This window comes from Streptomyces sp. T39 (genome assembly GCF_008042045.1).
GTDB lineage: Bacteria > Actinomycetota > Actinomycetes > Streptomycetales > Streptomycetaceae > Streptomyces.
This window is the reverse complement of sequence record NZ_RDBP01000012.1, coordinates 3,048,059-3,071,115: the sequence shown is the minus strand read 5'-3', so window position 1 is coordinate 3,071,115 and position 23,057 is coordinate 3,048,059. Positions and strand designations below refer to the sequence as shown.

The window sequence follows — 23,057 nt, the reverse complement described above, 5'->3', positions numbered from 1 at the left end:
CCGCGCCGCGAGCCTCGGCGCCCGCATGCTCGCGAGCCTCCAGGGACTGGCCGCCGCGCACTCCTGCATCGGCGACGTCCGCGGCCGGGGCCTGATGATCGGCGTCGAACTCGTCGACCCCGCCTCCCGGACGCCCGACCAGCCGGTGCCTCCGCCGGCCCCGGCGGTGCGTTCCGCGGCGGCCAGGGCGTCGGCGAAGCGGTCGAGGACGGCGGTGGCCTGCTCGTCGGTGAGGGTCAGCGGGGGCAGCAGGCGCACCACGGAGGACTCCCTGCCGCCCAGTTCGACGATCAGCCCGCGCTCCAGGCAGGCGCGCCGGATGGCGACGGCGAGGCGGGGGGCCGGCGGAGGCACCGGCTGGTCGGGCGTCCGGGAGGCGGGGTCGACGAGTTCGACGCCGATCATCAGGCCCCGGCCGCGGACGTCGCCGATGCAGGAGTGCGCGGCGGCCAGTCCCTGGAGGCTCGCGAGCATGCGGGCGCCGAGGCTCGCGGCGCGGTCGGCGAGGCGGTTCTCCCGGACGAACGCCAATGTGGCGGCGCCCGCCGCCATGGCGAGCTGGTTGCCGCGGAAAGTGCCGGCGTGGGCGCCGGGCTGCCAGGCGTCGAGGCCGGAGCGGTAGACGATCACGGCGAGGGGCAGTGACCCGCCGATCGCCTTGGACATGACCATGACGTCGGGCACCACCCCGCTGTGCTCGACGGCCCAGAACCTGCCGGTGCGCCCCACCCCGGTCTGCACCTCGTCGGCGATCAGCGGGATGGAGCGGTCCGCGGTGAGGGCCCGCATCCGCCGCAGCCACTCGTCGGGGGCCGGGATCACCCCGCCTTCGCCCTGCACCGGTTCCAGGATCATGCCTGCCGGGGAGGGGACACCGCCCCGGGGGTCGTCGAGGAGGTGCTCGGTCCACCGGGCCGCGAGCTCGGCACCGCGCCCGCCGCCGGCCCCGAAGGGGCAGCGGTAGTCGTACGGGTAGGGCAGCCGGGTCACCCGGACGTCCGTGGCGCCGCCGGAGACGTCGAGGGCCCCGGCGGTCATGCCGTGATACGCGCCGGTGAAGGCGAGCATGCCCTGCCGTCCGGTCGCGGTGCGCACCAGTTTGAGGGCCGCCTCGACGGCGTCGGTGCCCGCCGGGCCGCAGAACTGGATCCGGGCGTCGTCGGCGAAGCGCGGGGGCAGCGTGGCGAACAGCTCGGTGGTGAAGGCGTCCTTGACCGGGGTGGCCAGATCGAGGACGTGCAGCGGCGCCCCCGACGCGAGGACCTTCTTGATGGCCTCCAGGACGACCGGATGGTTGTGCCCGAGGGCCAGAGTGCCCGCGCCGGACAGGCAGTCGAGGTACCGGCGGCCGTCCGCGCCCTCGATCGTGAGGCCCCGGGCGCGCACGGGCACGATCGGCAGCGAGCGCGCGTAGGTGCGGGCCGCGGACTCCCGGAGCGACTGCCGGTGCAGGATGCCCTCGTGCGCGGTCGTCGGCGCCGTCGGGGCTGGTTCGGTCACGGCCAAGGCTTCGGTCCTCCCGCTGTTCGCCTGCTCGTCTCCCCCGGGTCCCGGCCCGTCGAGCCAACCGCTGGGCGCCCGGCTGCCGTTGTCCCCCTGGTACCAACGACGGTGGGCGCGGCGGATCACGGGGTGCGCAGAAGATCCTTGCCGGGGCGGAACCGCGGACCTGCCGCACGCCGTCCCCATCGGCACCGGCATAGTGGGGGCCGCACCCGGGCGCCGGGTGCCGCCGGCGACGGCAGCGCGCCACCGACATGTACGACACGCTGCGACGGTTCAGACGTACAGCAGCACCGAAGTCCCAGGGGGATCACCAGATGCGACCCATCCGCCCGACGCTGGCAGCGGCATCCCTCGCCGCCGTCCTCGCGCTCACCGCCACCGCGTGCGGTCCGGCCGAGGACAACGCAGGCGACAAGCCGAGCGCCCCGGCCAGCCAGTCCGCGGACGGCGCGTTCACCATTCCGGACGATCTGAAGGACCGGCTCAAGGAGCACGGGATCGACCTGGACAAGTGGCGCGACGGCGAGTGGAAGAACTGGGACCGGGACAAGTGGCTCCGTGAGGCCCAGGACTTCGTGAACCCGATCATCGAGGACCTGTGGGACCCGGACCGGATGCGGGACGCCGAGAAGCCTCCCGCCGAGCCGGTCGCCCCGGACATCTCCGGCGACGAGGGCGTCACCGACCCGACGCCCGCACCCGTGGACGCGGTCGCGGTGAAGGCGCCGTACCACTCCAGCGCGGCGGAGGCCGGCAAGGTCTTCTTCGACGGGCCGCAGGGCTCGATGGTGTGTTCCGCGACCGTGGTGAAGGACCCGGCCAACCCGGGCAAGTCCAACATGGTGTGGACGGCCGGACACTGCGTCCACGCGGGCAAGAGCGGCGGCTGGTACCGCAACATCGCCTTCGTCCCCTCGTACAACGACGGCGCCAGGCCGACCTCCGAGCTGGAGAAGGCTCCCAAGGAGGAGATCGCTCCCTACGGCGTGTGGTGGGGCGACTGGGCGCAGACCTCCGAGCAGTGGATCTCCGAGGGTGCCGCCACCGGCGGTCAGGGCGCTCCGCACGACTACGCGGTCATCCACGTCACGCCCGAGAAGGGCGGCACGGGCAAGTCGCTGGAGGAGACGGTCGGCGCCGCGCTGCCGGTCGATTTCAACGCCCCCGCGGTGCCCGAGATCGCGGGCATGACGGCGACGGGTTACCCGGCGGCCCCGCCCTACGACGGGCAGAAGCTCTTCCAGTGCGCCGACCGGCCCGGCCGTCTCTCGCTCAAGGCCGAGCAGCCGACCATGTACCGGATCGGCTGCACCATGACCGGCGGTTCGTCCGGCGGCGGCTGGGTGGCGGAGGGGGCGGACGGCAAGCCCGCGCTGGTGTCCAACACCTCCATCGGCCCGGTGACGGCGGGCTGGCTCGCGGGCCCGCGGCTCGGCAAGGACGCCAAGGGCATCTACGAGGCGGTCAGCAAGAAGTTCGCCGGCCGCTGAGCCGGTGACGCGCCCGCCGCGTCCCGAACGGGAGGGCGTCCGGCTGTGCCGGACGCCCTCCGGCACGTGAAGACCCGGTGCAAGGAAGGCGGCCCCGCCCCGGCGCGGCCGCTCCGCATGACACGATCATGGCAAGCTGCCCCCGGGCACGCATCCGTCGCCCCGGTGTGCCGCCGTCCCGTCGGGGACCGCGGCCCGGGCAGCCTTCGCAGCAGCAGCATTCCAGGGGGAACATGTCCATGCGATCCATACGTCCACTGCTCGCCGCCGCCGGCCTGGCGTCGGCCCTCGCCCTGACGGCGACCGCCTGCGGCCCCGGTGACGACGGCGCCGGCGGCGAACCGAGCGCCTCCGCCTCCGCCTCCGCCGCACAGGACGGCGCCGGCACCGGCGCCCTCCCCGCCGACCTGGCCGACCGCCTCGAGGAGCGCGGCATCGACCTGGACAAGTGGCGGGACGGCGAGTGGAAGAACTGGGACCGGGACACCTGGCTCCGTGAGGCCAAGGACTTCGTCAACCCCGTCATCGAGGGGCTGTGGAAGCCCGAGCGGATGACGACGGCCTCGGCGCCGACCCGGACACTCGCCGCCGGGGACATCACCGGGGACCAGGACGTCACCGACCCCGAGCCGCGCCCGGTCCGGGCGGTGCCGGAGAAGAAGCCGTACCACCGCAACGCCGCTCCGGTCGGCAAGGTGTTCTTCGACTCGCCCAAGGGCTCCATGGTCTGTTCGGCGACCGTGGTGAAGGACCCGGCCAACCCGGGCAGATCCAACATGGTGTGGACGGCCGGACACTGCGTCCACGCCGGCAGGGACGGCGGCTGGTACCGCAACATCGCCTTCGTCCCCGCGTACAACGACACGGGCAAGTCCCCCGCCGCGCTCGAAACGGCGCAGCCGCACGAGGTCGCGCCCTACGGCGTCTACTGGGCGGACTGGGTCGCGACGTCGAACGGGTGGATCGACCAGGGCGGCCCGACCGGCGGCACCGGCGCCGCGTACGACTACGCGGTGATGCACGTGAAGCCCGAGCGCGGGACCAAGTCGCTGGAGGAGACGGTGGGCGCCGCGCTCGACGTCGACTTCGCGGCGCCCGATGCGCAGAGCATCGGCACGATCGGCGCCTGGGGTTACCCGGCGGCACCGCCGTACGACGGCGCGATCATGCACAAGTGCCTCGACCGGGCGGGCCGGCTGTCCGTCGCGCCGGGTACACCGACCATGTGGCGCATCGGCTGCACGATGACCGGCGGGTCCTCCGGCGGCGGCTGGTTCGTGCAGCAGCCGGGCGGCAGGACCGTGCTGGTGTCCAACACGTCCATCGGGCCGGTCACGTCGGGCTGGCTCGCGGGTCCCCGGCTGGACAGCGGGGCCGAGCAGGTGTTCACGATGATGAGCGAGAAGTTCGCCGGACGCTGACGCAGCGCCCACGGACGACGGCCCGCCCCCTTCGCGGGGGCGGGCCGTCGTGCGTGCGGGTGGGACGGGCGTGCCGTCAGTGCGCCGCGGGGGTGCAGGACGCCAGCGCGGAGGCCAGCTCCTCGTGCACCAGCGCCCTGAGCAGGGTGCCCTCCGTGGTGTGCTCCTCGGAGATCACCTCGCCCTCCGCGTGGACACGCGAGACGAGGCCGCCCTGGGTGTACGGGACGAGTGCCTCGATCTCCACCTCCGGCCGCGGCAGCTCGGTGTCGATCAGCTCCAGGAGCCGGCCGATGCCCGAGCCGGTGCGGGCCGAGACGGCGATCGCACGGCGCTCGATCCGCAGCAGACGCTGGAGCACCAGCGGGTCGGCCGCGTCCGCCTTGTTGATCACCACGATCTCGGGCACGTCGAGCGCGCCCACGTCGCGGATGACCTCGCGCACGGCCGCCAGCTGCTCCTCCGGCGCCGGGTGCGAGCCGTCGACCACGTGCAGGATCAGATCGGCGTCGCCGACCTCCTCCATCGTGGAACGGAACGCCTCGACCAGGTGGTGGGGCAGGTGCCGGACGAAGCCGACGGTGTCGGCCAGCGTGTAGAGGCGGCCGCCCGGTGTCTCGGCCCGCCGCACGGTCGGGTCCAGGGTGGCGAACAGGGCGTTCTCCACCAGGACACCGGCACCGGTGAGGCGGTTGAGCAGGGACGACTTGCCCGCGTTGGTGTATCCGGCGATGGCGACCGAGGGGACCTTGTTGCGCCGGCGCTCCTGGCGCTTGATCTCGCGGCCCGTCTTCATCTCCGCGATCTCCCGGCGCATCTTCGCCATCTTCTCGCGGATCCGCCGCCGGTCCGTCTCGATCTTGGTCTCACCGGGACCACGGGTGGCCATGCCGCCACCGCCGCCGCCGCCCATCTGACGGGACAGCGACTGACCCCAGCCCCGCAGCCGCGGCAGCATGTACTGCATCTGCGCGAGCGCGACCTGCGCCTTGCCCTCCCGGGACTTGGCGTGCTGGGCGAAGATGTCGAGGATCAGGGCGGTCCGGTCGACCACCTTGACCTTGACGACGTCCTCGAGGTGGATGAGCTGGCCGGGGCTGAGCTCACCGTCGCAGACGACGGTGTCGGCACCGGACTCGAGCACGATGTCGCGCAGCTCCTGGGCCTTGCCGGAACCGATGTAGGTGGCCGGGTCCGGCTTGTCGCGCCGCTGGATCACGCCGTCGAGCACCAGCGCTCCGGCGGTCTCGGCGAGCGCGGCGAGTTCCGCGAGGCTGTTCTCCGCGTCCTGCACGGTCCCCGAGGTCCAGACGCCGACGAGCACCACGCGCTCGAGGCGCAGCTGCCGGTACTCGACCTCGGTGACGTCCTCGAGCTCGGTGGAGAGCCCTGCCACACGTCGCAGCGCCGCACGCTCGGAACGGTCGAGCTGCTCGCCGTCCCGCTCCGTGTCGATCTCGTGGCTCCAGGCGACGTCCTCTTCCATCAGGGCATCGGCCCGAAGGCTCTCGGTGCGCGTGTCCGCGAAGCTCTGCTCGTCCTGGGAAGGGGATGAAGAGGAGGTCATTGGATCCTTGTCGTCGATGTCGATGGGTGAAGCCGCGGGGGCACGGCCCACTAGGGAGTGTGCCCCTCGTCTCACGTGTCACAACGTGCGGCGGGCCGGGAAGATTCCCCCGGACCGCCGTGGCGGCCCCGGGGGCGCCGCCGACCGGACGATGGTCGCATGCGCCCGGCGGGGCCGTCACGCGGGTTTTCACCCCGCCGTGCGGGCCCGGGGCGTCTCGCTCCGCCAGTCCGGGTGGCCCGGCATCGGCGGGGTCCTCGTGCCGTGCAGCCAGCCGTCGAAGAAGGCGCCGAGGTCGCGCCCGGCGACAGCGGAGGCGAGCCGGACGAAGTCCTCCGTGCTCGCGGTCGCGTCCTTGTGGTCGGCCACCCACTCGCGCTCCAGGCGCTCGAAGGCGCTCTTGCCGATGGTCTGCCGCAGCGCGTACAGCACCAGGGCGCTGCCGTCGTAGACCACGGGCCGGAAGAGGCTCAGCTTCCGGCCGGGCGCGGGCGGCGCCGGCGCGGCGGGCGGCCCGCCCGCCGCGCGCCAGCCGTCGGAGAGGCGGTACGCCTGGCGCATCCGGTCCACGAGGAGCTGCCCGGCCCGCTCCTCGGCGTACAGCGCCTCGTACCAGGTGGCGTGGCCCTCGTTCAGCCACAGGTCGGACCAGGTGCGGGGCGAGACGCTGTTGCCGAACCACTGGTGGGCCAGCTCGTGCACCATGACCGAGTCCACGTACCAGGCGGGGTGTGCGGAGCCGGTGAACAGCGAGCGCTCGAAGAGCGACAGGGTCTGGGTCTCCAGCTCGAAACCGGTCTCGGCGTCGGCGACGAGCACGCCGTAGGTCTCGAAGGGGTACCGGCCGACCTTGCTCTCCATCCACTCCAGCTGGCCCGGCGTCTTCGCCAGCCAGGGCTCCAGGGCGGCGCGGTCCGCCGTCGGCACCACGTCGCGGACCGGCAGGCCGTGCGGGCCCCGGCGCTCGACGACGGTGGACCGCCCGATGGCGACCTGGGCGAGCTCGGTGGCCATGGGCTGTCCCGTGCGGTAGACCCATGAGGTGTCCGTGCCGCGGGCCGTGCGGGACACGCGGGTGCCGTTGGCGACGACGGTGGTGTCCTTCGGCGCGGTCACCCGGAAGGTGAAGTACGCCTTGTCCGCGGGATGGTCGTTGCACGGGAAGACGCGGTGCGCCGCGTCCGCCTGGTTGGCCATCACGAGACCGTCGCCGGTGCGCACCCAGCCGCCGGCGGCCGCGGGGCCGCGCGGGTCACTGGTGTGGTGGACCGTGATCTCCATCCGGGAGCCGGCCGCCAGGGGCTCGGCGGGCCGCACGACGAGGTCCTCGCCCGCGCCCGCGAACTCGGCGGGGCTGCCGTTCACACGGACGGAGCGGACCGTGCCGTGGGTGAAGTCGAGATTGACGCGCTCCAGCAGCTCGCTGGTCGTGGCGTCGATGGTGGTGACGGCGTCGAGCGGCTCGTCGTTGGCGCCCCGGTAGGCGAGGGCGATGTCGTACGCGATGACGTCGTAGCCGGGGTTGCCCAGCTGGGGGAAGAGACGGTCGCCGATCCCGAGGGCCGTCGGCTCGGGCAGCGTCGCGGCCACGAGGGTGGCCGACGCGGCGGCGAGCAGGACGGCACGCAGTCGGCGCCGGGGAGTGAGCAGCATGCGCTACCGCTACCAGCGCGCCCGGTCACGGCCGCCCGGCACGCGCCGAGGGCCGCGCACCCCACCCGAAAGAGGTCAGTTGCTCCCCGCCGGATGCTGGGTCCGGCTGACGTCGTACACCCCGGGGACGTCGCGCATGGCGCGCATCAGGGCGGGAAGTCCGGCGGCGTCCGGGAGTTGGAGCGTGTAGGTGTGCCGTACGCGCTGCTGGGTGGGCGGTTCGACGGTCGCCGAGACCACGGCCGCGCCCTCGGCGGCGATCGCCTCAGTGAGGTCGGCGAGCAGCCGCGGGCGGCCGAACGACTCCGCGACGAGGGTGACCCGGCACTCGGGGGCGTCGCCCCAGCGCACCTCGACCGGCACCCGGCCGGCGCTCTCCATGCGGGCGACGGCCGGGCACTCGCGCCGGTGGACGGTGACCGCGCCGCCGCGGACCGGGATGCCGGTCACGGTGTCGGGCGGCACCGGTGTGCAGCAGCCGGCGAGCCGCACGGTCGCACCGGGGCGGTCCACGACCGCGTTGGCGGAGGCCGGCCGGTCGGCTGTGCGCTGCGTCGGGCGGCGGGGGGCGGCGTCCTGGGCGCCGGCGCCCTCGGGGTGGGCGTCGAGCCAGCCGGTGATCGCGATGCGCGCCGCAGGTGTGCGGACATGGTCCAGCCAGTCGCGCGACGGGCCGGACGAGGCGTCCTGTGCGAGCAGCACATGCACCGTGTCGCCGTCCTTGAGCTGGGTGCTCAGCGTGGCGAGCCGCCCGTTGACCCGGGCGCCGATACAGGTGTGCGCCCGCTCGCCGTACTGGGCGTAGGCCGCGTCCACGCAGCTGGCGCCGGCCGGCAGGCCGAGCGCGCGGCCGTCGGCGCGGAAGACGGTGATCTCCTTGTCCTGCGCGAGGTCGGCCCGCAGCGAGGTCCAGAAGGTGTCCGGGTCCGGGGTGGACTGCTGCCATTCCAGCAGGCGCGACAGCCAGCCGGGACGCGTCGGGTCGGCGCGCTCGCCGTCCTCCGGCGGCTCGGCGCCCTCGGTCGCGAGGTACGGGTTGCCGAGGGCGACCACGCCCGCCTCGGCCACCTTGTGCATCTGGTGGGTGCGGATGAGGACTTCGGCCACCGCCCCGTCGGGGCCCGCCACGGCGGTGTGCAGCGACTGGTACAGGTTGAACTTGGGGGCGGCGATGAAGTCCTTGAACTCGGAGATGACCGGGGTGAAGCAGGTGTGCAGCTCGCCGAGGACGGCGTAGCAGTCCGCGTCCTCGCCGACGAGGACGAGCAGCCGCCCGAAGTCGGTGCTGCGCGGTTCGGCACGTTTGAGGCAGACCCGGTGGACGGAGACGAAGTGCCGCGGTCTGATGAGGACTTCGGCGCTGATGCCGGCCTCCCGCAGGACCTTGCGGAACTCGTCGGCGATGGCCTCCAGCGCGGTGCAGGCGGTGGCGTTCTCGGCGATCAGGGCGCGGGTGCGCTCGTACTCTCCGGGGTGGAGGATGGCGAAGACCAGGTCCTCCAGCTCGGTCTTGAGCGCCTGTACGCCCAGCCGCTCGGCGAGCGGGATGAGGACGTCGCGCGTGACCTTGGCGATGCGGGCCTGTTTCTCGGGGCGCATCACCCCGAGCGTGCGCATGTTGTGCAGCCGGTCGGCCAGTTTGATCGACATGACGCGGACGTCGTTGCCGGTGGCGACGAGCATCTTGCGGAACGTCTCCGGCTCGGCCGCGGCCCCGTAGTCGACCTTCTCCAGCTTGGTGACGCCGTCGACGATGTAGGCGACCTCGGCGCCGAACTCCGCCTTGACCTGGTCGAGCGTCACCTCGGTGTCCTCGACGGTGTCGTGGAGCAGCGAGGCGATCAACGTGGTGGTCTCGGCGCCCAGTTCGGCGAGGATCAGGGTCACCGCGAGCGGGTGGGTGATGTACGGCTCGCCGCTCTTGCGGAACTGGCCGCGGTGGGAGGACTCCGCCAGCACGTACGCCTTGTGCAGCTGCGCGAGCCGGGCTTCCGGATGGTGGGCCCGGTGGGCGTCGACGACATGGCCGATCGCGTCGGGCAGCCGGTCGCGTCCGGCCGGGCCCATCAGCGCGGCGCGGCCCAGCCTGCGGAGGTCGATCCTCGGGCGGCCGCGCCGGCGGCTGTGGGCACCTGGATTGGCGGCCTCTGCACTCATGGGGCACCTCCGGCGGCTTCGACCGGCGGTGGGGAAGGATCGGGTCACGCCTCCCGGGCCGGTGCTTGATGCTACCGACCCCACCACGCGGTGAAGTCCCGCTCTCGCCCAGCGTGAAACGGATCACCCATTCGAGCGAAGCCCGGCGCGCCTCCGTTCGGGCCGGCGCCGGGCCGGGCCCGAACGGACGCCGCTACGGCCGGGGTTCGAGGAGGCCGGGCTCGATGTGCCCCTCGGCGACGATGACGGCGGGGCCGGCCATCTCGACGACCCCGTCCGGCCGCTCGGTGATGATCAGCGTGCCGCCCGGCAGGTCCACGGTGTACGTGACCGGGGCGCCCGTGACGGCGGGGTCGGCGCCGTCCCTGCGGGCCGCCGCCACGGCCACCGCGCAGGCGCCCGTCCCGCAGGACCGGGTCTCGCCGGATCCGCGCTCGTGGACCCGCATGGCGACGTGCCGCTCGCCGCGGTCGGCGACGAACTCCACGTTCACCCCGTGCGGGTAGACCGACGCCGGAGTGCAGGCGGGCTCCTCGTACAGCGTGCCCGCGTGGTCGAGATCCTCGACGAAGGCGACGGCGTGGGGGTTGCCCATGTCGACGTGGGTCGCGGGCCAGCTGCGGCCGCCGACGGTGACGTCCACGCCGTCCCCGGGCAGCACCGCGCGCCCCATGACGACCGTGATGTCGCCCTCGTCGGACCCCTGGCCGGGCTTGGCGATGTGGACGTTCTTGACGCCCCCGCGGGTGGCGACGGCGATCTCGCCGGCCTCGGCGTGGCCGGCGCGCTGGAGGTACCGGGCGAAGACCCGGACGCCGTTGCCGCACATCTCGGCGACGGAGCCGTCGGAGTTGCGGTAGTCCATGAACCACTCGGCCGCATCCGCCATGTGCCGGGCATCCGGGTGGGCCGCGGAGCGCACGACGTGCAGCACCCCGTCGCCGCCGATGCCTGCCCGGCGGTCGCACAGCCGGGCGACGGCCGCCGCGGACAGCTCGACGGCGTTGTCCGGGTCGGGGACGATCACGAAGTCGTTCTCGGTGCCGTGGCCCTTGAGGAAGGCGACGCCCGAGGTCTGCGCAGTGCTCACGTGCCCCATCGTACGAGGTCGTCCCGTACGGCGGACGGCGCCTTGGTGCGGCCCGGTCAGCGCAGCCGGGCGACGCGCCAGACCGCGAGTGCGACGATCAGGGCGGCCACGCCCACGTAGAGGACGACGACCCTCCAGTCGGGGCGCTCGCCCGAGCCGCGGCCGGGCAGTCCGGGCCAGGTGTGCCCGACGCGGCTGGCCGCCATGACGCCCCAGCCCGCGGCGCAGCAGCTGATCAGCAGGCCGAGCATGGCGACGACGGCGCCGCCGTCGCCGGTGCCGAAGGCGAGCGGGAAGGCGAACATGAGCGAGCCGAGTGCGGCGAGTCCCACGATGGGGGCGAGCTGCCAGATCCGCAGACGCCGCTGCGGTCGCAGCTCGACCTCGACCTCGTCGACGAGCATGCTCTGCTCGTCGGGGCCGTCGGGGCTCAGCACGGGCGCGTCCGCGTCCACGAGCATGCGCTGTCCGTCGGGGCCGTCCGGGCCCGCGACGGGTGCGTCCTCGTCCGCGTCCCGGTGGTCCCGTTCGGTGTCTCGAGGGCCGGCCTCCATCGCCACGTGCCCTCCCCACTCGGACTCAACAGTCGATCGATGCTCGATGATGGCACGCTCCCGAGGTCGAAATGACGGCCGGAGCATCCCGATGCCATCACGTGATCAGGCTGTGACCGCTCGTTCGATCAACGACAGCGCCCGGTGCGGAAGTTCCGCCCGGTCCTCGGCCGCGCCGCTCAGCCACCGCACCCGCGGGTCGCGCCGGAACCAGGAGTCCTGGCGGCGCGCGAAGCGCTTCGTGGTGCGCACGGTGTCCTCGCGCGCCTGCTGGTCGGTGCACTCCCCCGCGAGCGCGGCGAGCACCTGCTGGTAGCCGAGGGCCCGGGAGGCGGTGCGCCCTTCCCGCAGCCCCACGGCCTCCAGCGCGCGGACCTCCTCGACGAGTCCGGCGTCCCACATCCGGTCCACCCGTTCGGCGATGCGCGTGTCCAGTTCCGGGCGTCCGACGTCCACGCCGATCTGCACGGTGTCGTAGACGGAGTCGTGGCCCGGGAGGTTGGCGGTGAAGGGCCGGCCGGTGATCTCGATGACCTCCAGGGCGCGGACGATGCGGCGCCCGTTGCCGGGGAGGATCGCGCGGGCGGCCTCGGGGTCGGCCGCGGCGAGTCGGGCGTGCAGGGCGCCGGGCCCGTCGGCCTCCAGCTCCTCCTCCAGCCGCGCGCGCACCGCGGGGTCGGTGCCGGGGAAGTCGAGGGCGTCGATCGCCCCGCGCACGTAGAGCCCGGATCCGCCGACCAGGACGGGGGTGCGGCCCTCGGCCAGCAGACGGTCGATCTCGGCCCGGGCGAGACGCTGGTACTCGGCGACGCTCGCCGCTTCGGTGACGTCCCAGATGTCCAGCAGCCGGTGGGGGACGCCGTCGCGCTCCTCGAGCGTCAGTTTGGCGGTGCCGATGTCCATCCCACGGTAGAGCTGCATGGAGTCGGCGTTGACGACTTCGCCGTCGAGCCGCTGGGCGAGGAAAACACCCAGATCGGACTTTCCGGCCGCGGTGGGACCGACGACGGCGATGACCCGCGGTGCGGGAGCTGCACTTCTCACCGCCCCAGTCTCGCAAACCCCCGGGCGCGAACCCGAACGAGCGAGGTGACGGGTCGCGTCCGGCTTCGTTGCCTGTGGCGAGGCCGTGCGCGCCCGGCCGCCGACGGCGGTCGCGGGACCGCGAGATGCCGCATCCGGGCGGCACCCACCGGCACCCCACCGAGTACCCCATGGAGCAGAAATGGGCGTTTTTTCATGGTTCCGCAGCAAGTCCGCGGCACCCGTCGAGGCGCCGGACCAGGAAGGATCCGCCGCCGAGGCGGCCACTCCCCCGTCCGGCGCCGCACCCGGCTCCGAGTCCGAGGAACCGGGCACGACGGCCGGCGACACCGTCCCGACGGCGCCGGCCGAGGGCGGTGAAACGGACGGAGCGGCCTCACAGGCGCCCGCCGGTGGCACGGCGGCCGGCACGGAGATCCCGCGGCAGCAGGCGCCGTCCGAGGCGGCGGAGAGCGGGACCGGCGACGGTGTCCGCGCGTAGGGAACCGCTGCCCACCCCCGCTGAGCTCGACAACGGTGCGTCATGGGCACCCCGGACACCGTGAAGGCCGAGCTCGCGCCGGCCGGGGAGAAGGTCGCCTGCCTCTCCCGGCAGCGCGTGGACGGGACCGGCCACGGTCCGGACACGGCCGCGAGGTCGGTCGGCCACCGGACCGGGGGCAGGTACCGCAGCCGGATCGACACGGGCACGGGCGGGGCCGACGCTCCCGGCCGCATCACGCACCGCGAGGACGACGGCACACCCCGCCCGCCCGCCACCTGAGCACCGGCCCCGTGCGCGCGACGGCCGCGGAGCGCGGTGCTCCGCGGCCGTCGCGCGCACGGGCGGGCGGCAGATGCGGCAGGAGCCCGGACGGTCAGGACCAGGCGGCGACCATGTAACCGACGCCGTACGGGGCGTCCTCGAACAGCAGGCGCCCCGCGAGGCCGCGGCCCTCCGCCGCGCCGGCGAGCACCTGCCAGGGAGCGCGCCCGGCCGCCTTCAGTTCCCGTGCCAGTCCTTCGTCCAGGGCGGCCAGCGCCCCGGTGTCGGCGGCGCCGAGAGCCCGGGCCGCCTCCCGGTCGAAGCCGGCCGCGCGCTCGTCGAGGTAGCCGGGGGCCTTGAGGGTCCGGCACGCGCTTCCGTCGCCCATCACCAGCAGCGCGACCCGCTCGGCCCGCCCGGCCACGGTGCGGCCCGCGCCGGCGCAGTCGTCGGCGGTGTGCGCGTCCGTCACCGCCAGCCCCTCGACCGGGCAGGCGGCCCAATGCGCGTGCTCCAGCAGCCAGGCGGCGACGGCGAGCGGGGGCGGCAGGCCGCGGTCCCCGCCCCGGCCGTGACCGAGCCGCACCGCGGTGTCGACGCCGAAGCCCCGGAAGGTTCCGGCGCTGCCCGGCGGATACGCGCCGCCGCCGTCGCCGTCCGACGGTCCGACCACCACGAGGAGGTCGGGCCGGGCCGCGGCGAGCAGGCCCACGGCGTCGGCGCACGCCGCGCGGGCGGCGTCCAGCTCGGGTGCGGCACCGGCCGCGACCTCGGGGACGAGCAGGGGCGGGCAGGGGCACACGGCTGCGGCGACAAGCATGATCGGCAGCCTAAGGGATGTCCCGTGGTCCCCGGCGGGCGCGCGACGACGGCCACGACACCCCGCCGCGCTGCCGGACCGCCCGCTTGCGTCCGGCATGAGGACGCCCCTCCGCCCGGCGATGCACCGCATCCGACGACGCACGCCGATCCACCGGGGACGGCGCGACAGCCCTCAGGGCGACACGGGACGACGGTCCGCGGCGCCTCGCCCGGGACGTCAGTCGCAGCCGCAGCCAGGGGCGGCGGCCGCGGGCAGCGGGGCGGGAGCGCCGATGCCGGGCAGCCCCAGCATCACCCCGGCGGGCCTGGCGGCCTCCGCGGCGTTGCGCTTCTCCCACGCGTCGCCGGCCCGGGTGCGCCGGACGGACTGCACCGCGCCCTCGGCCAGCAGGTGGTGCGGGGCGGCGTAGGTGATCCCGACTGTGACCACGTCACCGGGGCGGACCTCGGTGCCGGGCTTGGTGAAGTGCACCAGACGGTTGTCGGGGGCGCGGCCGGAGAGGCGGTGGGTGGCGCCGTCCTTGCGGCCTTCGCCCTCGGCGACCATGACCTCCAGGGTGCGGCCGACCTGCTTCTTGTTCTCCTCCCAGGAGATCTCCTCCTGGAGCGCGACCAGGCGCAGGTAGCGGTCCTGGACGACCTCCTTGGGGATCTGGCCGTCCATGGTCGCCGCGGGCGTGCCGGGGCGCTTGGAGTACTGGAAGGTGAAGGCGTTCGCGAAGCGGGCCTCGCGGACGGTGTGCATGGTCTGCTCGAAGTCCTCCTCGGTCTCGCCGGGGAAGCCCACGATGATGTCCGTCGAGATGGCGGCGTGCGGGATCGCGGCGCGCACCTTCTCGATGATCCCGAGGAAACGCTCCTGCCGGTAGGAGCGGCGCATCGCCTTCAGCACCGTGTCGGAGCCGGACTGGAGCGGCATGTGGAGCTGGGGCATCACGTTCGGCGTCTCGGCCATGGCCGCGATCACGTCGTCGGTGAAGTCCCGCGGGTGCGGAGAGGTGAAGCGGACCCGCTCCAGGCCCTCGATGCCGCCGCAGGCGCGCAGGAGCTTGCTGAACGCCTCCCGGTCGCCGATGTCCGAGCCGTAGGCGTTGACGTTCTGGCCGAGGAGGGTGATCTCGGAGACACCTTCGGCGACCAGCGCCTCGATCTCGGCGAGGATGTCGCCGGGCCTGCGGTCCTTCTCCTTGCCGCGCAGCGCGGGGACGATGCAGAAGGTGCAGGTGTTGTTGCAGCCGACCGAGATCGACACCCAGGCCGCGTACGCCGACTCGCGGCGGGTCGGCAGCGTGGAGGGGAACGCCTCCAGCGACTCGGCGATCTCGACCTGCGCCTCCTCCTGGACGCGGGCGCGCTCCAGGAGCACGGGAAGCTTGCCGATGTTGTGCGTGCCGAAGACGACGTCCACCCAGGGCGCCCTGGTGACGATCGTGTCGCGGTCCTTCTGCGCGAGGCAGCCGCCGACGGCGATCTGCATCCCGGGACGCCGCGTCTTCATGGGCGCGAGACGGCCGAGATTGCCGTACAGCTTGTTGTCGGCGTTCTCCCGCACCGCGCAGGTGTTGAAGACGACGACATCCGCGTCACCGTCGGCACCCTCGGGCGCGCGCACGTAACCGGCGTCCTCCAGCAGGCCGGAGAGGCGCTCGGAGTCGTGGACGTTCATCTGGCACCCGTAGGTGCGCACCTCGTAAGTTTTGGCACTCATCGCGCCCACCAGGGTACGGGGTCGCCGTGCCGTCCCGCGCCGGGCCGGACACCTCCTGCGGGGCCCCGCGGGAGGCCGGGGAGCGCGCGCCCCGGAGGGGCCTGGCCAGCACGGCGGGTGACCTGGCAGGATCGCGCCATGTTCCCGGGCACCCTGACCACCAGCCGACGCCGGGCCCTCGGGGCCTCGGCGGCCGCCCTGGTCGTCCTGGGGCTGCTGGCGTGGTGGCTGGTTCCGTTCGGCCGCACCTCGCCGAGCGGGGAGCTGACCTTCAGCACCGGATCGCGCAGCGGCGTCTACCAGCGGTACGGGGTGCTGCTGGAGCAGGCTCTCGCCGAGAGCATGCCCGACGTCGCCATAGAGCTGCGGACCAGTGAGGGATCGCAGCAGAACCTGGCGCGCCTGGCCGCCGGGGAGGCGGACTTCACCATCGCCACCGCGGACGCCGTGGCCACCTACAAGCGGGACGGCCTGCCGGGCGCGGAGCGGCTGCGCGGCTGTGCCCGGCTCTACGACGACTACGTCCACCTCATCGTGCCGCGCAGCTCGCCGGTGCGGTCGGTGGCCGGCCTGCGCGGCAAGGTGGTGGGCGTCGGTCAGCCCGGCTCGGGTGTCAGGCTCGTCGCCGACCGGCTGATGACCGCCGCGGGACTGGACCCGAGGAACGACATCACTCCTGTCCCCGCGGGCATCGACTCGATGCCGGGGCGCCTGGAGAGCGGCGGTCTCGACGCGTTCTTCTGGTCCGGCGGTCTGCCCACGAACACGGTGCGCGAGCTGTCGGAGCGGTTCGAGATCCGGCTGGTCCCGCTGGAGCCCGAGCTGGTGGGCAAGCTGCACGCCACCGGCGGCTCCACCAGCTACTACCGCTCCGCGGTGATGCCGGCCGACGCCTACCTCGCGGCGCAGGGCGGCGTGCCGGTGCCCACGGTGGCCGTCGCCAACCTGCTGGTGACCACCGACCGTGCCGATCCCGCCCTGACCGAGGGGTTCACCCGGGCCGTGATCGACAGCCGTGACCGGATCGGCCAGACCGTGCACCCCGCCCAGCTGGTGGACCTGCGCACCGCCGTGTACACGGACCCGCTTCCCCTGCACGAGGGCGCCCGGCGCTACTACCGGTCGGCGAAGCCGTAGGGCGTCGCCGCTTCCCTCCCGTCGGCGCGGACGCTCAGTTCCACGGGTTGCGGGGCACCGTGACGGTCACCTTCAGCCCGTGCGGCTCGTTGCGGGCGTAGCCGATCGACCCTCCGCCGGCCGTGAGCAGGGCACGGGAGATCGACAGTCCGAGACCCGAGCCCTTGACGTTCTGGTGGCGGCCGCTGCGCCAGAACCGGTCGCCGATGCGTGCCAGCTCGTCGTCCGTGAGGCCGGGCCCGTGGTCGGCGACGACCACTCCGGCGGTGTCGCCCGACGACCACACCGTGACGGTGACCGTCTCCCCCCGCGGGGTGAACTTGAGCGCGTTGTCGATCACGGCGTCCAGGGCGCTGGAGAGCGCGATGGGGTCCGCCCACGCCGTCACGGCAGCCGTGTCGCCGGTGAGCCGTACGCCCTTCTCCTCGGCCAGCGGGCGCCAGGCGCCGACCCGCTCGGCGGCGAGCGCGCCGATGTCCGTCAGGCGCAGATCGGCGGAGGCGTGCTCGGCGAGGGCCAGGTCGAGCAGGTCGTCGAGGACCTGGGCGAGGCGCTTGCCCTCGGTGCGCACGGAGGCGATCTCCGCGTTCCCCTCGGGCAGTTCGAGCGCGAGGAGCTCGATCCGCAGCAGCAGCGCCGCCAGCGGGTTCCGCAACTGGTGGGAGGCGTCGGCGACGAAGGCCCGCTGCTGCTCCAGCACCTCCTCGACGTTGTCGGCCATCTCGTTGAACGACCGGGCGAGGCGGCGCAGTTCGGGCGGGCCGCCGGCCGCGGCGACCCGGGAGTTCATCCGCCCCGTCGCGATGTCGTGGGTGGCCGCGTCGAGGACGCGGACGGGCCGCAGCACCCAGCCGGTGAGACGGAACGCCGCGCCGACGGCGACCAGCATCGCCGCCGCCTCGCCCGCCGCGATCAGCAGCCAGCCGCGCAGCACCTCCGAGCGCAGCTGCCCGGTGGGCGAGTCGGTGAAGACGACCGCGACGACGTCCCCGTCGCGCACCACGGGCGACGCCACGACCAGGCGCCGGCTGTTCTGCCAGGGCCAGACCTGCGGCGGATCCTCGCTGCGGCGGCCGGTGAGCGCCTCCTCGAAGGCCGCGAGCCCCTCGCCCTCCGACGGAATGGTCCACTCCAGGGGGGCGCGCGCCATGGAGTTGCGCTCGCGGTAGAAGACGCCCGCGCGGATCCCGTAGATCTGGTGGTACCGGTCGAGCTGCTCCTGGAGGGTGGCGCGGCGCTCGTCGGTGCCGTCGGGGCCCTCCGTGACGAACTGGGCCAGGGCCGCGAACCGCACGGTGTCGTCGATCCGGTCCACGACGACCCGCTGCTGCTGCGCGGCCGCCAGGCTCACCGCGAGGGGGAAGCCGAGCGCGAGCAGCACACCGGCCATGAGGACGATGAGGAGCGGGAGAAGACGGGTACGCACCGGGGCGCTCGGACCCTACGCCGCGCCGGGCGCGACGAGCCGGTAGCCCACCCCGCGCACCGTCTCGATCAGCGCCGGCATGCGCAGCTTGGAACGCAGGGAGGCCACGTGCACCTCCAGCGTGCGGCCGGTCCCCTCCCAGCTGGTGCGCCAGACCTCGCTGATGATCTGCTCGCGCCGGAAGACCACTCCCGGCCGCTGGGCCAGCAGGGCCAGCAGGTCGAACTCCTTGCGGGTGAGCTGTACGGACGAGCCGTCGACGCTGACCTGCCGGGTGGACAGCTCGATCACCACGGATCCGAGCCGCAGCGCGTCGTCACCGGCGCCGCCCTGCGCGGTGTCCTCCGTCGCGCCGGTGCGCCGGCTGACGGCGTGGATCCGGGCGAGCAGCTCACCGGTGTCGTACGGCTTGACCACGTAGTCGTCGGCGCCGAGGTTGAGCCCGTGGATGCGCGAGCGCACGTCGGAGCGTGCGGTGACCATGATCACGGGTGTCGAGGTCAGGGTGCGCAGCTTGCCGCAGACCTGGTAGCCGTCCTGGTCCGGGAGCCCGAGGTCGAGCAGGACCACGCCGAAGGGCGGCTTGTCGGGGTGGGTGTCCGGCAGGACGGCGCGCAGCGCCTCCTCGCCGTTGCGGGCGTGGACGACCTGGAAGCCGTGCTTGGCGAGCACGGCGGACAGGGCGGCGGCGACGTGGTCGTCGTCCTCGACGAGGAGCAGCCTCATGGACCCGCCTCCCTTCGGTCGGTGATGCGGCGGTGGGGAGCATTGTTGCGAAATCTCCAACAGGGCATGAACGCCGATGGCCGCGCTCTCAGTCAAGAGGCCACTTGTTGCACGGAGGTTTCCGTTACCCACCCGGTACGCTGATCATCGTCCTGTTCACGCATAGTGTCCGGTTGCAGCCATATCGTTATGCTCAATTTCCGCTCAGATGTGATGACGCTGGTCGCAGTGCGTGATTAGGGTCCTCCCAACCGAGGAGGATGGAGCAAGAGGCCGATGAGCGAAGTGTCAGTGACCAAGGACGCCGAGGGAGCGCAGCCCCCGGCCGGCGACCTGGTCGTGCTGAGCAACGTGAACAAGCACTTCGGCGCGCTGCACGTGCTCCAGGACATCGATCTGACCATCACCCGCGGCGAGGTCGTGGTCGTGATCGGGCCGTCGGGTTCCGGCAAGTCCACGCTGTGCCGCACCATCAACCGCCTGGAGACGATCGACTCCGGCGACATCAGGATCGACGGCAAGCCGCTGCCCCAGGAGGGCAAGGAGCTCGCCCGTCTGCGTGCCGACGTGGGCATGGTGTTCCAGTCGTTCAACCTGTTCTCCCACAAGACCGTGCTGGAGAACGTGACGCTGGGCCAGGTCAAGGTCCGCAAGGCGGACAAGAAGGCGGCCGAGGCCAAGGCCCGGCAGCTGCTGGACCGGGTGGGCGTGGGCGCGCAGGCCGAGAAGTACCCGGCGCAGCTCTCGGGCGGTCAGCAGCAGCGTGTCGCGATCGCACGGGCGCTGGCGATGGACCCGAAGGTCATGCTCTTCGACGAGCCGACCTCGGCCCTCGACCCCGAGATGATCAACGAGGTCCTCGAGGTCATGCAGCAGCTGGCCCGGGACGGGATGACAATGGTGGTCGTCACCCACGAGATGGGCTTCGCCCGCTCCGCGGCCAACCGGGTCGTCTTCATGGCCGACGGGAAGATCGTCGAAGAGGCGCAGCCCGAGGAGTTCTTCAGCAACCCGCGCAGCGACCGTGCCAAGGACTTCCTGTCGAAGATCCTTCACCACTGAGACCTGGATCCCACCCCCGATCCATCACTTCGCTCCAACTCTAGGGAAGTCATCATCATGAAGCTTCGCAAGGTCACCGCCGCCTCGGCCGCCGTGCTCGCGATCGCCCTGACGGCCACCGCCTGCGGTTCGGACGACAAGGACAGCGGCAGCAGCACCGGCTCCTCCGGCGGTGGCGAGAAGGTCACCATCGGCATCAAGATCGACCAGCCCGGTCTCGGCCTGAAGACCCCCGACGGCTCGTACTCGGGCTTCGACGTGGACGTCGCCAAGTACGTGGCCAAGGAGCTCGGCTACGACGAGAAGGACATCGAGTTCAAGGAGACGAAGAGCGCCGACCGCGAGACCGCGCTCTCCCGCGGTGACGTCGACTTCATCGCCGCCACCTACTCGATCACCGACGAGCGCAAGGAGAAGGTCGACTTCGCCGGCCCCTACCTGCTCGCCCACCAGGACCTGCTGATCCGTGCCGACGAGAACGTCAAGGACGGCGAGGACCTCAACGGCAAGAAGCTCTGCTCGGTCACCGGCTCCACCTCCGCGCAGAACGTCAAGAAGGACTTCGCCCCGAACGCCCAGCTGAAGCAGGTCGGCACCTACTCCGAGTGCCTCGCCGCGCTGCAGAGCGGCGCCGTCGACGCGCTGACCACGGACGACTCGATCCTGGCCGGCTACGCCTCGCAGGACCAGTACAAGGGCAAGTTCAAGCTCGCCGGTCTCAAGCTGAGCAACGAGAACTACGGCATCGGCGTGAAGAAGGGCGACCAGGAGATGGTCGACAAGATCAACGCCGCCCTGGAGAAGATGGTCCAGGACAAGTCGTGGGACAAGGCCGTCCAGGCCAACTTCGGCCCGGCCGACTACAAGAACGAGCCCGCGCCGAAGATCGGCAACATCGTCCAGTGAAGCACGGCCGCACGGCGCGCCGCCCGCTGAGGGCGGCGCGCCCGGCCTTCCCCACACGCGGAAGCACGGGAGATCGTGTTCGACATTTTTGAAGGCTACGACCTGCTCGGGGCGTTCTGGGTGACGGTGAAGCTCACCGTCTTCTCCGGGATCGGTGCCCTGGTCCTCGGGACCGTGCTGGCCGCGATGCGTGTCAGCCCCGTCCCGCTGATGCGCGGCTTCGCCACCGTCTACGTCAATGTGGTCCGGAACATCCCGCTGACCGTCATCATCGTCTTCTGCTCGCTCGGTCTCGCCGACATCTTCGGTGTGACCCTGGGCGCGGCGGACGACTTCGACGAGCTGGCGTTCCGGCTGGCCGTTCTCGGTCTCGCCGCCTACACCGCGGTCTTCGTCTGCGAGGCCGTGCGCTCGGGCATCAACACGGTGCCGGTGGGACAGGCCGAGGCGGCGCGCGCGATCGGGCTGAGCTTCACGCAGGTCCTGAGGCACATCGTGCTTCCGCAGGCCTTCCGGTCCGTGATCGGCCCGCTGACCAACGTGCTGATCGCCCTCACCAAGAACACCACGGTCGCGTCGGCCATCGGCGTGGCCGAGGCGGCGCTCCTGATGAAGGAGATGATCGAGAACGAGGCGCAGCTCCTGCTGATCTCGGCGGTCTTCGCCCTCGGGTTCGTGATCCTGACCCTGCCCACCGGTCTCATCCTCGGCTGGGTCGGCAAGCGCATGGCGGTGAAGCGATGACCTCGGTTCTGTACGACGCCCCCGGCCCCCGGGCCAAGCGGCGCAACATCTTCTACACCGCGGCCTTCGTCGTCCTGCTGGGGCTGGCCGTCTGGTGGATCCTGTCGGTGATGGGCGACAAGGGCCAGCTCGAATGGGCCCTCTGGGAGCCGTTCGTCACCGCCCAGGCGTGGACCACCTATCTGCTGCCGGGTCTGGGGAACACGCTCAAGGCGGCGGCCCTCTCGCTGGTGATCGCCCTGCCGCTGGGTGCGGTCTTCGGCATCGCCCGCATGTCCGACCACCGCTGGGTCCGGGTGCCGGCCGGCGTGATCGTCGAGTTCTTCCGCGCGATCCCGGTCCTGCTGCTGATGCTGTTCGCGAACGAGTTCTACTCGGAGTACACGGGGGTGAGCACGGAGGTCCGCCCGCTGTACGCGGTGGTCACCGGCCTGGTGCTCTACAACGCCTCGGTCATCGCCGAGATCGTGCGGGCCGGCATCCTCTCCCTGCCGAAGGGGCAGACGGAGGCGGCCAAGGCGATCGGCCTGCGCAAGGGCCAGACGATGACGACCGTCCTGCTGCCGCAGGCCGTGACCGCGATGCTGCCGGCCCTGGTGAGCCAGCTCGTCGTCATCGTGAAGGACACGACGCTCGGCGGCGCGCTGCTGGCCTTCCCCGAGCTGCTGAACGCCCGCGGGACGCTGGCCGCGAACTACGCCAACGTCATCCCGAGCTTCATCATCGTCGCGATCATCTTCATCGTCCTGAACCTCATGCTGACGACCTTCGCCTCGTGGCTGGAGCGCCGCCTGCGGCGTGCCAAGCGCAGCAGCGGGGCGGTGCTCTCGGCGGACGCCGCGGGCGGCGAGGAGCCGGTCGCGGAGCCCGGCGTCGGCACCGACGACGGACGGGCCACCTGACGGATCGTCCGATGATCGACACCCGAGGGGCGGTGGCCGTGCGGCCACCGCCCCTCGGCGCACCCGGTGTCGCTTGACGCGGGCACTCGCAGTGAGTTGCATACGTTCTGTGATCGCGCACCGGGCCACCAGGCTCTCCGGGGTCACCAGTTCACCCCGGGGCGGCAGCAGCCAGTCGAGGCGCCACACCCCGTCCGCCAGCGGCCGGGCCGTGACCTCCTCCGTGCCCGGCAGCCACGGCGGCCGCCGGTGCAGCAACGCCTCGCCGGGCCACGGAAGTTCGGTGCGCAGTGCGGCGACCGCGTGGCGTTCCACGGCCGTGCGGCCGGGGAAGCGGATGCCGAGCAGCTTGCGGACCGTCGACCTGGCGCCGTCGCAGCCGACCAGGTAACTGCCC

At 72.7% G+C, this 23,057-nt stretch carries 20 protein-coding genes and 1 pseudogene; 9 read left to right on the top strand and 12 right to left on the bottom strand.

The window, feature by feature from the left end; genetic code table 11:
* A partial coding sequence (locus EAO77_RS14965; RefSeq protein ID WP_147989138.1) for a diaminobutyrate--2-oxoglutarate transaminase family protein occupies positions 1-1,506 on the bottom strand: 1,506 nt, incomplete at its 3' end.
* 314 nt (positions 1,507-1,820) lie between these two features.
* Here EAO77_RS14965 and EAO77_RS14960 point away from each other — a divergent pair.
* Together EAO77_RS14960 and EAO77_RS14955 are read left to right on the top strand one after the other, a co-directional pair.
* Entirely contained in the window at positions 1,821-2,996 is a 1,176-nt protein-coding gene (locus EAO77_RS14960) for a trypsin-like serine peptidase (RefSeq protein WP_147988467.1), read from the top strand.
* A 239-nt stretch (positions 2,997-3,235) separates the two neighbouring features.
* The gene (locus EAO77_RS14955; protein ID WP_147988466.1) at positions 3,236-4,417 is read left to right on the top strand and encodes a trypsin-like serine peptidase; all 1,182 of its coding nucleotides are present in this window, start codon (positions 3,236-3,238) and stop codon (positions 4,415-4,417) included.
* Between the two features lie 76 nt (positions 4,418-4,493).
* Here the strand turns inward: EAO77_RS14955 and hflX are convergent, their stop codons facing one another.
* From hflX to miaA, 6 genes are all read right to left on the bottom strand, one after another.
* Positions 4,494-5,984 (bottom strand): GTPase HflX, encoded by a 1,491-nt coding sequence (hflX, locus tag EAO77_RS14950; RefSeq protein WP_147988465.1) that lies wholly within the window; start codon positions 5,982-5,984, stop codon positions 4,494-4,496.
* Between the two features lie 189 nt (positions 5,985-6,173).
* A complete protein-coding gene (locus EAO77_RS14945; RefSeq protein ID WP_147988464.1) occupies positions 6,174-7,637 on the bottom strand; it encodes a M1 family metallopeptidase in 1,464 nt (487 codons plus the stop codon).
* A gap of 75 nt (positions 7,638-7,712) precedes the next feature.
* Positions 7,713-9,794, bottom strand: coding sequence for a RelA/SpoT family protein (locus EAO77_RS14940; RefSeq protein WP_147988463.1), 2,082 nt, complete (start codon positions 9,792-9,794; stop codon positions 7,713-7,715).
* 193 nt (positions 9,795-9,987) lie between these two features.
* On the bottom strand, positions 9,988-10,893 hold the full coding sequence (gene dapF / locus EAO77_RS14935) for a diaminopimelate epimerase (protein ID WP_147988462.1): 906 nt from the start codon (positions 10,891-10,893) through the stop codon (positions 9,988-9,990).
* 47 nt (positions 10,894-10,940) lie between these two features.
* Positions 10,941-11,438, bottom strand: a complete 498-nt coding sequence (locus EAO77_RS14930) for a hypothetical protein (protein WP_147989137.1) — start codon at positions 11,436-11,438, stop codon at positions 10,941-10,943.
* Positions 11,439-11,543: 105 nt separating this feature from the next.
* Positions 11,544-12,482, bottom strand: coding sequence for a tRNA (adenosine(37)-N6)-dimethylallyltransferase MiaA (miaA, locus tag EAO77_RS14925; RefSeq protein WP_147988461.1), 939 nt, complete (start codon positions 12,480-12,482; stop codon positions 11,544-11,546).
* A gap of 181 nt (positions 12,483-12,663) precedes the next feature.
* Between miaA and EAO77_RS38620 the strand changes: the two genes are divergently transcribed.
* Both EAO77_RS38620 and EAO77_RS14915 read left to right on the top strand, forming a co-directional pair.
* Complete coding sequence (locus EAO77_RS38620) at positions 12,664-12,963, top strand: hypothetical protein (protein WP_187283216.1); 300 nt, start codon at positions 12,664-12,666, stop codon at positions 12,961-12,963.
* A 42-nt stretch (positions 12,964-13,005) separates the two neighbouring features.
* Positions 13,006-13,245 carry an antitoxin gene (locus EAO77_RS14915; RefSeq protein ID WP_147988460.1) on the top strand — a complete coding sequence of 80 codons (240 nt, stop codon included), beginning with the start codon at positions 13,006-13,008 and terminating at the stop codon, positions 13,243-13,245.
* 94 nt (positions 13,246-13,339) lie between these two features.
* Here EAO77_RS14915 and EAO77_RS14910 read toward each other — a convergent pair whose 3' ends face one another.
* Both EAO77_RS14910 and miaB read right to left on the bottom strand, forming a co-directional pair.
* Positions 13,340-14,047, bottom strand: coding sequence for a class III extradiol dioxygenase subunit B-like domain-containing protein (locus EAO77_RS14910; RefSeq protein ID WP_147988459.1), 708 nt, complete (start codon positions 14,045-14,047; stop codon positions 13,340-13,342).
* Positions 14,048-14,266: 219 nt separating this feature from the next.
* Positions 14,267-15,757: a tRNA (N6-isopentenyl adenosine(37)-C2)-methylthiotransferase MiaB gene (gene miaB, locus EAO77_RS14905; protein ID WP_147988458.1), complete on the bottom strand. Its 1,491-nt coding sequence runs from the start codon at positions 15,755-15,757 to the stop codon at positions 14,267-14,269.
* Between the two features lie 138 nt (positions 15,758-15,895).
* Here miaB and EAO77_RS14900 point away from each other — a divergent pair, with 138 nt between their 5' ends.
* Positions 15,896-16,894: a TAXI family TRAP transporter solute-binding subunit gene (locus EAO77_RS14900; protein ID WP_147988457.1), complete on the top strand. Its 999-nt coding sequence runs from the start codon at positions 15,896-15,898 to the stop codon at positions 16,892-16,894.
* Between the two features lie 34 nt (positions 16,895-16,928).
* Here the strand turns inward: EAO77_RS14900 and EAO77_RS14895 are convergent, their stop codons facing one another.
* On the bottom strand, positions 16,929-18,320 hold the full coding sequence (locus EAO77_RS14895; RefSeq protein WP_147988456.1) for a sensor histidine kinase: 1,392 nt from the start codon (positions 18,318-18,320) through the stop codon (positions 16,929-16,931).
* A 15-nt stretch (positions 18,321-18,335) separates the two neighbouring features.
* Positions 18,336-19,046, bottom strand: coding sequence for a response regulator transcription factor (locus tag EAO77_RS14890; protein ID WP_147988455.1), 711 nt, complete (start codon positions 19,044-19,046; stop codon positions 18,336-18,338).
* 276 nt (positions 19,047-19,322) lie between these two features.
* Here EAO77_RS14890 and EAO77_RS14885 point away from each other — a divergent pair, with 276 nt between their 5' ends.
* From EAO77_RS14885 to EAO77_RS14870, 4 genes are all read left to right on the top strand, one after another.
* Entirely contained in the window at positions 19,323-20,108 is a 786-nt protein-coding gene (locus tag EAO77_RS14885; protein WP_147988454.1) for an amino acid ABC transporter ATP-binding protein, read from the top strand.
* 57 nt (positions 20,109-20,165) lie between these two features.
* Positions 20,166-21,014, top strand: coding sequence for a glutamate ABC transporter substrate-binding protein (locus EAO77_RS14880; RefSeq protein WP_147988453.1), 849 nt, complete (start codon positions 20,166-20,168; stop codon positions 21,012-21,014).
* Positions 21,015-21,089: 75 nt separating this feature from the next.
* Positions 21,090-21,758 carry an amino acid ABC transporter permease gene (locus tag EAO77_RS14875; RefSeq protein WP_147988452.1) on the top strand — a complete coding sequence of 223 codons (669 nt, stop codon included), beginning with the start codon at positions 21,090-21,092 and terminating at the stop codon, positions 21,756-21,758.
* A complete protein-coding gene (locus EAO77_RS14870) occupies positions 21,755-22,660 on the top strand; it encodes an amino acid ABC transporter permease (protein ID WP_147988451.1) in 906 nt (301 codons plus the stop codon). The genes EAO77_RS14875 and EAO77_RS14870 overlap by 4 nt, the downstream gene beginning before the upstream one ends.
* A 120-nt stretch (positions 22,661-22,780) precedes the next feature.
* On the opposite strand, the pseudogene EAO77_RS14865 reads toward EAO77_RS14870, so the two are convergent.
* Positions 22,781-23,057: pseudogene (locus tag EAO77_RS14865) on the bottom strand (FAD-dependent monooxygenase); the annotation flags it as partial.